This is a genomic window from Paenibacillus sp. FSL H7-0331, from assembly GCF_001956045.1.
Genome location: NZ_MRTH01000015.1, coordinates 76,552 through 90,514 on the forward strand (window position 1 = coordinate 76,552; position 13,963 = coordinate 90,514).

Annotated in this window: 9 protein-coding genes; 2 read left to right on the top strand and 7 right to left on the bottom strand. The window is 49.4% G+C overall.

Features of this window, described 5'->3' with window-relative positions; all coding sequences use genetic code 11:
• Positions 1-47 precede the first annotated feature (47 nt).
• From BK127_RS21995 to BK127_RS22020, 6 genes are all read right to left on the bottom strand, one after another.
• Positions 48-1,115, bottom strand: coding sequence for a bifunctional heptose 7-phosphate kinase/heptose 1-phosphate adenyltransferase (locus BK127_RS21995; RefSeq protein WP_083689474.1), 1,068 nt, complete (start codon positions 1,113-1,115; stop codon positions 48-50).
• Positions 1,105-4,446, bottom strand: a complete 3,342-nt coding sequence (locus BK127_RS22000) for an alpha-mannosidase (protein WP_076233672.1) — start codon at positions 4,444-4,446, stop codon at positions 1,105-1,107. Before BK127_RS22000 ends, BK127_RS21995 begins: the two co-directional genes overlap by 11 nt.
• Positions 4,447-4,719: 273 nt before the next feature.
• Positions 4,720-5,526: an HAD family hydrolase gene (locus BK127_RS22005; protein ID WP_076233673.1), complete on the bottom strand. Its 807-nt coding sequence runs from the start codon at positions 5,524-5,526 to the stop codon at positions 4,720-4,722.
• An 81-nt stretch (positions 5,527-5,607) separates the two neighbouring features.
• Positions 5,608-7,635 (bottom strand): GSU2086 family protein, encoded by a 2,028-nt coding sequence (locus BK127_RS43820; protein WP_076233674.1) that lies wholly within the window; start codon positions 7,633-7,635, stop codon positions 5,608-5,610.
• A gap of 355 nt (positions 7,636-7,990) precedes the next feature.
• Positions 7,991-8,983, bottom strand: coding sequence for a DUF4432 family protein (locus BK127_RS22015; protein ID WP_076233675.1), 993 nt, complete (start codon positions 8,981-8,983; stop codon positions 7,991-7,993).
• 86 nt (positions 8,984-9,069) lie between these two features.
• Complete coding sequence (locus tag BK127_RS22020) at positions 9,070-10,239, bottom strand: ROK family protein (protein WP_076233676.1); 1,170 nt, start codon at positions 10,237-10,239, stop codon at positions 9,070-9,072.
• A 321-nt stretch (positions 10,240-10,560) separates the two neighbouring features.
• Between BK127_RS22020 and nfsA the strand changes: the two genes are divergently transcribed.
• Both nfsA and BK127_RS22030 read left to right on the top strand, forming a co-directional pair.
• Complete coding sequence (nfsA, locus tag BK127_RS22025; protein ID WP_076233677.1) at positions 10,561-11,298, top strand: oxygen-insensitive NADPH nitroreductase; 738 nt, start codon at positions 10,561-10,563, stop codon at positions 11,296-11,298.
• 59 nt (positions 11,299-11,357) lie between these two features.
• A complete protein-coding gene (locus BK127_RS22030) occupies positions 11,358-12,491 on the top strand; it encodes an NAD(P)-binding domain-containing protein (RefSeq protein ID WP_076233678.1) in 1,134 nt (377 codons plus the stop codon).
• Positions 12,492-12,584: 93 nt separating this feature from the next.
• On the opposite strand, the gene BK127_RS22035 is transcribed toward BK127_RS22030, so the two are convergent.
• Positions 12,585-13,904, bottom strand: a complete 1,320-nt coding sequence (locus BK127_RS22035; protein ID WP_076233679.1) for an LLM class flavin-dependent oxidoreductase — start codon at positions 13,902-13,904, stop codon at positions 12,585-12,587.
• Positions 13,905-13,963: the final 59 nt, after the last annotated feature.

The window sequence follows — 13,963 nt, forward strand, 5'->3', positions numbered from 1 at the left end:
AGAAGTCCGGTGAATAAGTCCCGCTGCGCTCGTTATTTACCGGACTTCTAAACTTCACTATGATCCCAGCGGTCCAATATTTCTTGCGGAGATGCCGTCCCGGTCTCACCGCACTTCCTCACTGTAACCGCTGCCGCCAGATGTGCGAATGCTGCTGCTTCTGGCCCTGTGCACCCGGTCCCCCAAGCGGATAAAAAAGCGGCCGTGAATGAATCGCCTGCGCCCACGATATCAATAGGAGGCGGCACTGGCCGTGTCGGCACCAGTATCATCTCATTATTTTCGAACCATACCGCTCCTTTTTCCCCCAAGGTGATGCAGCAAGGAGCACCGGCCTGTTTACTCAGCTGCAATCCTGCTTTCAATATACCACTTTCTGTGGCTTGTTGATGCTTCGAGCTTCCATTATACCAGCGCAATGCCTCCAGCTCGTTCGGCTTTAGCACGACATTCTTGAATGTACCGATCCGATCTCGGCTGTCTACAACGATTTTTTTCCCCAGACTTGCCCAGTAACTCAGCCGCTCGCGGACGATAGAACCGACCACACCATACTCCAGCTGGTCGGTTACGCTGATAACATCGACTTTTTCCGCCATGCGGTCCAACTGCTGGACAACCCTGTGCCCGGCAGCGTCGGACAAACCTTCCTGATTGATAAAATCTATCCGCGGCGCCTCCTGTCGCACCTCCTGCAAGCCGTGCAGCATAACCTTGCAGTAGGCGGGAGTGACTCGCCCCGGTTCCACCTGCACAAACGCATCATTGATACCGCGTGAGCGTAAAGCCTCCTTCAGCAGATGTCCGCGCCAGTCGTCTCCTGCAATCGAGCAGAAGCTGACCTCTTCACAGCCAAGTGCTTTGAAATTAACTGCTGCATTGCCGGCTGCTCCGGGAGCGAAGCGCTCCCCAACAACCGGTACATTATAGTGCGGCGTCTCTCTGGACAATTCACTGGCCGTCATATCGGCATGCCAATACATATCGAGGCAGCCATCCCCGATCACACCGACCTTTAATCGGGATATGCGCTGCAAAATATCAGATACCTGCTCCCGAGCCAATCCGTCAAATTGCCGGATCGAAGCCAGGTTCATCGATTCGTCACTGAGCATGAGACTGTCTCCCTTCCTGGTCCTCCGACTGCGCTGCCAGGACGATGCGGAATGTTTTCAGTTCAAATGGATTGAAGAAAGCTCCGAACCCATGCTCGCCATGCTCAACAGGAATACCCTCTTGTTCAACCAGATTGACCTCTTCGGCCTGGTCGACTTTGAAATGCGTAGTAAAGGTGACTTCGCCGCGTTTACCTGCGTATTCATAGCACCGTACGATCCAGCTGTCTGAATCCTCGGCTTTCTTGACGGTATCAATCATAACATGATCACCACTCACTCCAATAAAGCTTAACTGCGCAGGCAGAGACTGCGATTGTGGACGGCTTGCCTGAGCTGTTATTTCCGAAACCACGACAGGCACATTCAACCGATAGGCCTGCTCTACAGTACCCGCTGCGAACCAATCGCCATCATGTGGAAGTAAGGAGTATGTGAAGGTATGCTCACCCTTATCGCATTCAGGATCTGGCTTATTGGAGGACTTAATTAACGTGAGCCTCATCACATGATCCTTTATGTCGTGGCCGTATTTGCAATCGTTTAATAGGCTGACGCCGAATCCACGTTCGGAAAGATCTACCCATTTATGTGCGCACGTCTCAAACCGCGCATAATCCCAGCTCGTGTTCCAATGAGTCGGACGCTGTACGTGTCCAAATTGAATTTCATAAGTCGCCGCGGCTGCACGAACGCATACCGGGAAGGCCACCTTCAGCAGCGTCTCACGCTCGTGCCAATCGACCCAGGTGGAGAAATCAATCCGCGGGTGATGTGCATGCACAATCAGCTCCTGACGGATGACCGTCTTACCATATGACCATTCAAATTGGGCAACGGCGCGCAGCGGACCTTTCTCTAGCCAGACCACCGATTGCAATTCCGTAACATGACGGACCTTTTCCACATAAAAAATATCGATTTCCCAATTATCATGATACGCTGGCTTATCCTCGTGCACATCAAAGCGATTGCCCGTCTCTCCCGCGGCAAGCACTTCTCGCTTAGAGCGTTTATCGAACAAGCGGCTAAGCTGACCAAACTCATTCCACTCGATATCATAAAATGGAGTCGACACTCCATTCTCTGTGAAGGAGAATGGTGAAGGTTGCATAACCTCTGTTGTTGCTGGTGTCAGCGCTGCTGGTACTTCCTGCAGCTTTGCTGCAGCCAGATCGACTGTTCCGGTTGCATCCGTCGAAGCTGCTGCATCTAGTCCTTCATTTGACTCCATACGAATCGTCGTGTAGCCCATCGCCGGAATGTCGTTGACCAGCAGCAGCAGCCGATCTCCTACTCCATCGGCATCAAATCCACGAATCCGTTCAGCAGCAAGGACACGGCCTTCAGCATCCACCCACTGTTGTCCTTCATAGTCTTCCTTCCAGGATAAGTCTACCAGCTCGCTGCGCGTCCATGGCAAGGAGTTGAATATCATCCAGCCCTCGCCTTCCAAGGATATGCATGAGGTTAACAGACTCAACCCATCCGTAAGTGCTCCCTGAGCCAGCCGCTCCGACTCCGCATACTCAATACGACAATCCTCGTAGACCTCTGTAATTGAGGAGCCCGGCAAAATATCATGGAACTGGTTGCGCAGTACAATTTTCCAGCTGTCATACAGCTGCTTTTGCGGATAACTGGAATAACCGGTGAGCGGACTGTTAAAGATCGACACAATCTCGGCATCACGCAGCAAAAATTCCATATGGCGATTCATCTTTTTCACATAGGCCTGTGAGGTATAGGTACCGCGATGCAGCTCCAAATACAGCTCCCCGTCCCAATGGTGAACGTAGCGGTCTGTTTGCTCTACCGTTTGCTCCAACTTGTTGAAAAATTCGTCGGCCCGACCTGTTGTCGCCTTCGGCAAGCCCGGCATATTTTCCAGTCTTCTGCGCATTTCCAGCATCGTACGTGTCGGTCCACCGCCACCGTCTCCCCAACCGTAGGATAACAGCAGCTCGGAATCGTTGACTTCCTTATCACGGTAATTGTTCCAGATCCCGCTTAATGTAGCAGGCAGCACCTGACCGTTGTAGGTATAGAAGCGGGTGAATGTGCTCTCCGGAATATCAGGGTCCGGCGTCGTAATATAATGCGTCAGCACCTCAGTCCCATCAATTCCGCGCCAATAAAAGGTATCGTGCGGAAAGCGGTTATATACATTCCAGCTGATTTTGGACGTCATAAAATGGCGCAGTCCGCTCTTTTGTAAAATTTGCGGCAGTGCCCAGCTGTACCCGAACACATCGGGCAGCCATAAATATTCGCATTTCACACCGAAGGTATGCTCGAAGTAGCGTATGCCATACAGAAGCTGGCGGACAAGCGACTCCCCGGAAGGGATGTTGCAGTCCGACTCCAGCCACATAGCGCCTCCAGCCTCCCAGCGTCCTTCCTGAACACGCTCTTTAATTTTGGCAAAAACCTCAGGGTAATCCTGCTGGATATATTCATACAGCTGCGGCTGCGTTTGTAAAAATACATATTCCGGGAACTGCTCCATCAAGCGCAGCACCGTCGAGAAAGAACGAACTGCTTTCTCCCGCGTATGCTTCAATCGCCACAGCCAGGCCACATCGATATGCGTATGACCGATGCAGCGAACGGTTAGAGGCTGGTAGGTGGGCAGCTTCGCCAACTCATCCTTCAGCTTCTGATTAGCCTCCTTAACACTTGCGTAGAATGCCTCGTCTCCAGGAACCCTCCAATTCAGCAGAAGAAAAGCACGGTCAAGCGCTTTCACCAACGCCTGTCGTTCCCAGCGGTTCTCCTCCAATACCTGAATCGTATGATACACAGCGAACGCGGTATGATACAAGTCGTCCGTTTCCGTTTCGAGCACGGCAAATGCGGACGTCCGGAGCTGATGCTCCTGCACGGTTTTCGTACCATCGGCTCCGCTTAATCCGCTCCACACTTTAAATAATAGCTCCACCTTTTGCCCTCTATACGATTCGGGGAACCATACCTCCGTATGATTGCTGCCCACACCCTGATAAGGCTCTCCATTCACATAGAGCAGTGATTCGAAGCCCCAGTTATGACCGGAGCCGGTTTTGCCAAAATCGAACAAGCCAACAATTTGTCTGTCCGTCCATTCCGCGGGGATGGTTGCTTCGGTTTTCAACCAAGCGGTCAAATCCCACCCTTTCCATCTGTCGCCGATAGCAATACGATCCCAGGCTGCATCCTCAGGCGGCTTCGCGGCAATTTCTGCCTCCTTATCGATCCAGAACAAGTAAGAGGGCAGCTCACGATGATCGATATAACGGTGCTCCTTCAGCTCCTCAATACGCTTTGCTAATTTATCCAATGTTAAAAACATGTATAATCCCCCTCAAGGTTTTTGTAAGAAAACTTACTTCGTAAGCTTCTTCTAGAAGTCCGGTGAATAAGTCCCGCTGCGCGTCCAAATATCCTTCCGATCGCTGTTGTTTCCGTATTTTTTAATTTTATAAGAGATTTAGCAGTAAAAATACGGAAACAAAGGCGAGCGCTGGCGCTTCTACAGGATCATTTGGCCGCTCCGCTCTTTATTCATCGCACTTCTGGTTTTCGTAAGAAAATTTACTCCGTCAGTCCGGCACTTATGTACCTTTTAGCTGTCCAACCCCAACCATTGCTTCCATTTTGTCATGTCCGTGAAATCCCCTGCTATCCAGTCCGCTCCTGCAGCCTGCAGTCTTTCCAGCTTGATGGGATTCAGTCCCTCACGCTTGTCTTCGTCACTAGCCAGCCCAAGCGCCAATGCACCATTTTCCTTAGCCAACCTGATCTCTACCTTGCCATCTCCAATGACCGCAAGCCCTTCACTATCGAACTGCTCGTGCCCCAGCAGATCCCTGATGACCTTCTCCTTGGAGCAGTCCGCACGTCCAACCGGAGCGCCGGCAATTTCTTTGAAATACGTCCTAACGCCGAGCACCTCAGCCTCATGAACGACATCGGGATGGTCGGTTCCACTGGCGATGTACATCGGGATTCCACGCTGCTGCAGCAGCTCAAGGATACGTTCCGAACCCTTTATCAAAAAATCCGATGGTTGATACAGCCCCGTTTCTAAGCCCCTGATCCGCTCATTCACCTGGAGCAGCAGACGCCTGTTGTATTCCGCTTTATATTCCCATTCTCCGAGTATTTCCGTATTCCAGCCCTTTTCCTTTACCTTCTCGGCCAGCCAGCGCATCTGGAAAATAGTTTGAATCCCTGTGGATTGATCAATGTAATCGATAATTTCCTCATTCAGCTTCTCTGCTTCCTCAGCTGTCAGTTGGTGATCGCCTGTAATCATTTCCGTAAAAAGAGGAATCATGACTTCCTCCCAACCTGCCCTGAGTGTCGATAATGTACCGTCAAAATCGAACAGCACCGCTTTAATCCGAACTGCCTGCTTTTCACTTGTCATTCGAGCCCGTCTCCTTCTACCTGGATGATAATGGATAATATTGCTTTCTATGAAACATCGAGTAACGAATTTTCTAATGGATCAACTTTTGGCTTCAGCTGCTTCAATCGCTTTCCAGATTGCCGGAATGGTCTCCTGATGCAGGCCTTCAAAATGAAATCCTTTCCCGCCAAGACTGGTGGGACGATGTACGATATTTTTGCGCGGACGGTAGTAATACTCCCAATCGGCATAACCGACTTTAAGCGAATAATCACCAAGCCGGATAATATCAAAGTTAGCGGTCGTAATCTGATTCACAGGATATTGCAAATTTCTGGCGATCGACAGTGCCTTCAGAAATACCTCAGGCCCCGTAACCGATGAGCCAAAGTTCATGAACACCCCGCCCTCCAGATGCGCAACCGTGTGACAATACGATTGAAAATCATAGCCACTGGCACCAGCCTGAATGCTTAAATTCGATTTTGGGTGCAGTTGGATATCATCGGTACCTATCGTAATATGACATGTATAAGGAATATCGTATTTGGCGCATGCCCCAAGCAAGCTTTCTTCAAGGTAGGGCAGCTTGTGCGGATGCTTACGGCTGTAATCGATCAAGCTTTCACCATAACCACGTTTGGACACATGGCCATCCTCAAGTGCCTGATGGATCAAATCTCCTGCCTCCTGCCACATGCCCAGCTTTCCTTCGCGTAAATAACCATCCTCCCGCTCTTCTGCCTGCCCGCTTATTGCAAGCTCTACATCCTGAAAGCAGGCGGCTCCATTCACAGCCAGATGGCTAATGAAACCTCGCCGGATCAGATCGATCAGCAAACGGTTAACGCCGCTGCCTATCATATTGCCTCCAATGGAGACGAGAATTCGATTGCTGTGCACTCTGGCTAGCAGCAGCCGCTGCATGAATTCGTCGAAATGTGGAGATTGCCACGGTTGCTGCGAAGCAGCATGATTCGAGCTCGTATCGCCAGTTGCGCTTGCTGATGGATCGACCAAATCCTTTACATGCAGTCTGCTGACTCTTGTACTGATTGGATGAAGGATCGTTTTATTTCCATTGGTTGATGCGGGTTTGGTGCCTTGATTAACCTCACTCTTGACGGCCGTTGGCGGGAATTCAATCCCAAGCTCCTGCTTTTTCCTCAAAAGACTGTGAAACAACGCCGGGATCGTCTGCTGATGCAGCCCGTGAAATAAATAACCTTTCCCGCCAAGCTCACTGAACCTATCGATAAACACACGGCGCGGACGATAGTGGTAATCCGGGTCAGTGGGTTCCGGCTTCTCATCTGCAGACACGGGTACAATATCGAAGTTGGCCGCGATCATATCGTGCATGGGCAGACCAAGGTTACGGGCAAGCGATAATCCTTTCAGAAAAATTTCCGGGCCTGATATAGCTGATCCAAAATTAAGAAATACACCTCCGTCACTCATCTCCGCAACGGACCTGCACATGCGGTCAAAATCCACACCGGAAGCTTTTCCCAAAGCCGCAAAATCAACGATGGGATGCTGGTGAATAATATCGGTTCCAATGGAGATATGGCAGGTATAGGGGACGCCATACTTCTGGCATTGCACGAACACGCAGTCATCGTAATATGGGAACTTATCAGGATTTGCTGACAAATACTTGTATAGACTGGCGCCGTAGCCCAAGCCTTGCTTCGCTCCCTGTTGGATCGCTTCATTCATATAGCGACCGGTTTCCTCCCACATCCCAAAGGAGCCGTCCTCAATGGAGCGGGCTACATCCTCGGAGGTTTCACCAAGAAAGGCCAACTCAAAATCATGAATGCTGGTAGCCCCATTACCAGAAACATGCGTCACGAATCCGTGTCTGACCAGTTCGATGATGTATCGGGACAAACCGTTTTTAATGACATGCGCGCCCATCGACCAGATCACTGGTTTGCCAGCCAGACGTTTTTCAAGGATATGCTCGATCAACTGCTGAAACTCAGGAGCCTCTGTGGCCGTTAAAGCATCAGCTTGATCTTCATAGGGACGGGCCATGTTGGTGATCGTGACCAGATTCGTCCGTGAATAGACGGAATTTGTCTTAATACCTTCAAAAGATAATCGTTGTGTGTGTGCCACTTGGTTCCTCCTAAAGTTTTGCGTATGCAAAACTAGCTTCGTAAGCATTAACCTTAGAGTTTTGCGTATGCAAAACTAGCTTCGTAAGCATTAACCTTAGAGTTTTGCGTATGCAAAACATAAGCTGATAAGTACGGTGAATAAGTCCCGCTGCGTGACCGAAGTATTCCTCCGAGATGATGCTTACGAAGCTAGTTTGCTTAAGCAAACTCTCAGCTGTTGTTTCCAGATTTATTCTATAAAAATATAGCGGTAAAATTCCGGAAACAAAGGCACCGCTCCGCTATCTCCAGAACACCACGGTCACTCCGCTATTTATTCTCCGCACTTATTTATAAGTTTGCGTTAGCAAAACTTACTTCGTTACAGAAATTGCCTCAATCTCCAGCCAGGAAGAAATGCTCCCCCCGGCAGGGATCTCCAGCGCGTATCCTTGCTCAGCCGCTTCACTCAATGTCAATTTCGGTGGAATATTGAACATTTCCAGCCCTATATTATAATCCCGGCCAAAAAAGGGAGCATCGCGGTCAGCCATGAAATTTTGCCAATACCACAAATACGGCCATACCTCGCCATCCCAGCGAACCTCAAGCGATACTTCTTTAAGCGGATGGGTCACACGATATTGATAAGCTGCCAATTTAATGTACAGCAAATCCCTTATGGTACCTGGAGCAGGCATGATCGATAAATCTACAGCAGCCCCCTCTTTTATCATATACGGCCATTCCCAGCTTTCACCGCTGATCGGGTCGCATATTTGAGCACCTTCTCCGAGGGAAATTACCGCTTCCCTCCCAACAAACGGAGCACCGTAGGCCAAATGATGCCCCCAGTTCGCCTCTACCGATGTTGCTGGTGACAAGTTGTACAGTGTCTCCTCGATTCTCACCGTTCCACTTCCTGAGGTGAGCGTTATCCGCTTTTCCACACGTAAAGGCAGAGAACGGATAGAGTTGGTCAGCACAACCTGAATTTCGTCAGATTCGTCCTTTATAATGCGATAGTCCCATGGCGTCACGGCCGACTCTCCACGGTGCACGGTTGCTCCCCGATATTGCGACGTATAGCTCACCTCCGGCAGCATTTCCTGCCACCCGCCCATATAGCTGCTTTGATAATCCGAATATAATGCGTTAGCGCGAACCAGGCCCTGACCTGATATCCAGATGAAATCGGTATCTGTAGGTTTATGCAGCCAACGAATAGGCTCCGCCCCTTTATCCAACAGCAAATGTATAAGCAGCTTGTCATTTTCCAGCAGCAGCGAACGGTAGCCTTTGTATTGAATGTCATCAACAATTCGACAGCCTTCATTACGCAGCGATCGATACAGTAAATCGGCCATTTTACACCTCTTTTTATATTTACTTAATTATTAAGTTAATTATTCAAAAAAAATTTGGTCCGCCCCCTGTCCAGAACGGACAGGGATTAGCTATCTTGTAGCGACAACAAGCGAACAGGCTCAGATAACAGGAAGCCCAACATTAAGGCAGCAGCACCAACCGCACTTTGAGACGTCCCAAAGGTAGCTGGCTCTATTCTCAAGCGGTCTTTGGCAAAAGCATACAGTCTCGACTGCAGACGCGGCTTTAATTGGTCCAAATGCTCTGCCAGCAACGGAAACAATCTGCCTCCGAGTAAAATGAGCTCAGGATCGTACAGATTCTGAACATTGACCAAGGCTGCCTCCAAATAAGCAAGCGTCTCGTCGATACACCGAAGGGCTTCAGGCTCCCCCTGCCGTATCGCTGTCTGCAGCTCCATAAGCGTGCTGCCCTGTGACCAACGGCTCAGAATGCCCGGGATGGAACCGACTGTTTCCCAACAACCGCGGTTGCCGCAATCACACATTTTACCATCCAGCACAATCGTCATATGGCCGACCTGACCGCATAGTCCATTCGTTCCGCGAACGATTTTACCATTGGTAACTACACCGCCACCAATCCCGGTTCCCATTGTAATGGAAACGAGATTTTGCACACTTTTTCCAAGACCATACCAGCGTTCAGCCATTGCCGAGGTTCTGGCATCATCCTCAATCAGTGTGACAAGGTCAAATTGCTGCTCCAGCATCTGCTTCAGCGGATAGCCTTTCCAGCCGGGAAAGTTGGGAGGTGCAAGGAGCGACCCACTCTCATAGTAGATCGGGCCCGGAATGCCTACTCCCAATCCAAGGATTTTTTCGCCAGCAGCTTCAATCTCCTGCTTTACTGTCGTTAGAGTCGGCGTGATGACCTGAAAATAGGCTTCCGGCCCTTGAACGCCATTCATCTCTCGTTCAATAGATTGTAGGATGGTTCCATTCAGATCCATCACTATGATTTCAAAGCTGGTGCGTCCGATATCCAACCCGATAATGCGGTAAAAGCGTGGGTCAAAACCGAGCATAACCCGTCTACGCCCGACATTTCCCGAAATGGCTTCATTTTCCCGCAAAATGCCCAATTGTATCAGATCATGTGTAAGATTGGTGATTGTACCTGAAGTCAGCCCCGTTAGTTCGACCAATTCCACACGCGAAATTTGACGATATTCCCAAATCCGTTCAAGGATCTCTGACATATTTTTTTGTTTAACCTGCTGTAAATAAATCATTTTGTTAGAGATACTCGCTCATTCCTTTAATTTTCTTAATCATTTAGTTAATTCACATTATACACGTGGTACCCGTATTTTGTAAATCCCCAATTATAAGCATCATACCGCATGCAGCAGTGAAAGTCACCTTAAGCTATCCATCTCGAAGAACGTTGACATCACCAAAAAACGATGCTATATTTAATTTCGAGTATTACACTGTGAATAATATGTTTATAATTGCTACCGGATCACCGGAGACTGGCCTAATGGCTGAAGTCTTCGGTTTTTTTGTTGTCCAGCAGTCATACTTCTTCAAGTTGAAAAGGGGAAACCGCGATGAATACCACAATAAGCCAATTACAGCAGCACCGCTCCATCCGTAAGTATAAACCAGATTTATTGACCGATGAACAGCTCCAAGCCATTATCCAGTCCGCACAAAGTGCTCCAACCTCCAGCAACATGCAGGCGTATAGTGTCATTGCTGTAACGAACCCCGAAATCAAGAGTGAGCTTGCTAAATTGGCTGCCAATCAGTCGTATATTGAGGAATGTCCTGTATTCCTGGTCTGGTGCGCCGATTTGTACCGCCTTCAATATGCCACCGCATCAGTAGAAGACATTCAAATACCGACCACAACTGAAATTTTTATTATCGCAACGGTTGATGCCGCACTTGCAGCCCAAAATGCTACACTGGCAGCCGAATCACTTGGACTCGGGGCCGTCTATATCGGAGGGATTCGCGACAATATTCGCAAGGTGTCCGAGCTTTTACGATTGCCTAAGCTGGTTTATCCGGTTTTTGGCATGTGTGTCGGTTACCCGGATCAAGAGCCGACCTCCCGTCCCCGTCTACCTGTAGAAACAATCCTTCATCGGGAGCATTACTCCACCGACCATTACGACGAAGGCATTGAACAGTATAATCAGTCATTGCAGGCTTTTATGGCAACTCGCGTAGGTGGCAATCGAGACACGAACTGGTCCAAGGAAATGGCTAAACGTCTGAAATCCCGAAAACGCGATGATGTCACGGAATTCCTCCACGATCAGGGATTTGAACTAAATTAAAACTCAGTTAATGCTTACGATGTCAGTTTTGCATACGCAAAACTTTTAGGAGGGCCTTCATGCTTGATTTAGTTATTATCGGTGCGGGTCCTTATGGGATTTCCTTGGCAGCTCATGCTTCCGCTCACGGTTTGACTTACAAATTGCTGGGATATCCCATGCATTTTTGGCAAAACCAAATGCCGCAGGAGATGTTTATCCGTACCAATCCGATTTCCATAGGACTTTCCGATCCACAGAACGTGTATACACTGGAACGTTTTTCAGAAGAAACTGGGGTTCAGATAACGACTCCCCTGCCCCGCCCTGTTTTTGTTCATTATGCCATGTGGTTTGCTGATACAACGAATGTCGTATTTACGCCTGAGTATGTATCCCTTCTGCAGCGGATGGAAACCAGTAAAGACGGATATTCGGTCACCACCGAATCCGGTCAAATATACTCTGCACATAACGTTATCGTGGCAACAGGTCTGCAGCACTACGCTTATATTCCGGAGGTATTCGCCGGTATTTCCTCTGACCTCGTATCCCATACATTTGGCTACAGCAGCTTCAGCTCATTTACTGGGAAAAAGGTTGCTGTAATCGGAAGCGGACAAAGCGCTTGGGAAGCAGCAGCCCTGCTGCATCTCGCAGACAGCGAATGCGAATTGCTTTATAGGCGTGAAACTCCGAACTATAGTGTCAAAGCTGCTACTGGTATCGAATTAATTGAGCTAGCCAATACCTTCTACGACTTGCCGCTGGAGCAAAAGCAAGCACGTTGGGCAAAACCAGCCGGCAGCATTGCCAATTTCCTGCGTCCTTATGTCGAGGGCAAAATACGAGAGACGGCTCATGTATCCGTTGAGCAGGCAGCTACGACCGCTGACGGCAAGCTGTTTCTTAAGCTAACCAATGGTGAGCATCGTATCGTCGATCATGTACTGGCCGCTACCGGATTCCAAATACAATTGGACCGTGTCCCATTCATCGATCAGCATTTGCTGCAGCAAATTAAGCGTGAAGAAGCTGGATATGATCAATACCCTCTGCTAGACGCCCATTTCCAAAGCAGCCTTCCAGGACTTTATTTTGCAGGCCCACTCTCCTCCCACACACATGGCCCCGCATTCCGATTTATCGCCGGATTAAACAAGGCCTGCAAATCGATTATTCCAGAGATTAGTCGAGTACAGACTGTCGTTTAAACAAATACCCCACCAAAACCACGATTTCGTGGAATTGGTGGGGTATTGTTATTTGTGCGATGTACGATGTGCTTCCCAGTTGCAATATTCCGCCTAATTCGTAACTGCATGACGCAGATTAACAGGACGAGCCAGTCCCAGGTTCTCACGAAGGGTTGTGCCTTCATAAGCTGTACGGAACAATCCACGATTTTGCAGCTCCGGGATCACCTTATCGACAAATATCTCAAGTCCGCTCGGGAATATCGGCGGCATCAGGTTAAAGCCATCTGCGCCCCGCTCTTTAAACCAATGCTCAATCACATCCGCAAGCTGAAGTGGAGTGCCAGTAAAGGTAAGATGTCCCCGGGCACCAGCCAGATGCGTAATAAGCTCACGAAAAGTTGGCTGTTCTGTATGGATCTGGTCGATCAGCAGCTGGTGCCGACTTTTCATGCCTTGAATCGTTTCAACACTGCGTGCACCTTCTAGAGAAGGAATCCGGCTGTCGGGCGAATATCCGCTGAAGTCGATTCCGAGCCTTTCGGAAAGCCGCTGAATCGCTCCCTTCCAATCGGTCAGCTCAAACAGCTCATTTTCAATATCCTTCGCTTCTGCAACCGTATCGGCAAGAATCGGGCTAAGTCCCGGCAAAATTTGCAGCTGCTCCGGGGTACGTCCATATTTGGCTAATCTTGCTTTGACATCGCGATAGAAATCCTGTGCACCTGTTAACGATTGCTGTGCCGTGAAGATCACTTCCGCCGTTTTGGCTGCAAGCTCTTTGCCGCTGTCTGAGGAGCCCGCCTGCACCAGTACAGGATGCCCCTGTGGTCCACGTGGAATATTGAGCGGCCCCTTGACCGAATAGCTGCTTCCTTTAAAGTCGATTTCATGGACTTTACTGCTATCGATCTGGATACCCGCCTGCTTGTCATATACGAGAGCATCATCCTCCCAGCTATCCCATAGCTGCTTGACAACCTCCACGAACTCCTCTGCATTTTCATAGCGCTTGGCATGCTCAGGGTGTTCGTCCAGTCCGAAGTTATGTGCATCCGAGCCACCGCCGGTTACAATATTCCAGGCAGCTCTGCCTCCGCTCAGATGATCCAGGGATACGAATTTACGTGCTACATGGAAGGGCTCATTGTAGGTCGTGTTGACCGTTGCGATCAGGCCGATATGCTCGGTTACCGTAGCCAAGCCTGAGAGCAAAGTGAACGGCTCAAAGCGTCTCCAGGTTCCCGAATAATTATCGGAAATAAATAGGGAATCCAGCAGACCGCGCTCGGCCGTTTGGGCCAAGTGCTTGTAAAAATTCACATCCAGTGTGCGCTCCGGCTGGGCAAGCGGATGTCTCCAGGCTGCCTCATGGTGTCCTGCCATAAAAAGAAATAAGTTAATATGCAGCTTCCGATCTGTCTCACTCATGAATAAACACCTCGTTTTTTAAGATGAATTCGAGAGAGCACAGCTCAAGCCATCATGGC

Excerpts from the sequence above, each read along its gene's own strand:
- BK127_RS22000 (WP_076233672.1), bottom strand. The coding sequence starts at position 4,446 with ATGTTTTTAACATTGGATAAATTAGCAAAGCGTATTGAGGAGCTGAAG.
- nfsA (WP_076233677.1), top strand. The coding sequence starts at position 10,561 with ATGAATACCACAATAAGCCAATTACAGCAGCACCGCTCCATCCGTAAG.
- BK127_RS22015 (WP_076233675.1), bottom strand. The coding sequence starts at position 8,983 with ATGGCCGATTTACTGTATCGATCGCTGCGTAATGAAGGCTGTCGAATT.
- BK127_RS22035 (WP_076233679.1), bottom strand. The coding sequence starts at position 13,904 with ATGAGTGAGACAGATCGGAAGCTGCATATTAACTTATTTCTTTTTATG.
- BK127_RS22030 (WP_076233678.1), top strand. The coding sequence starts at position 11,358 with ATGCTTGATTTAGTTATTATCGGTGCGGGTCCTTATGGGATTTCCTTG.
- BK127_RS22005 (WP_076233673.1), bottom strand. The coding sequence starts at position 5,526 with ATGACAAGTGAAAAGCAGGCAGTTCGGATTAAAGCGGTGCTGTTCGAT.
- BK127_RS21995 (WP_083689474.1), bottom strand. The coding sequence starts at position 1,115 with ATGCTCAGTGACGAATCGATGAACCTGGCTTCGATCCGGCAATTTGAC.
- BK127_RS22020 (WP_076233676.1), bottom strand. The coding sequence starts at position 10,239 with ATGATTTATTTACAGCAGGTTAAACAAAAAAATATGTCAGAGATCCTT.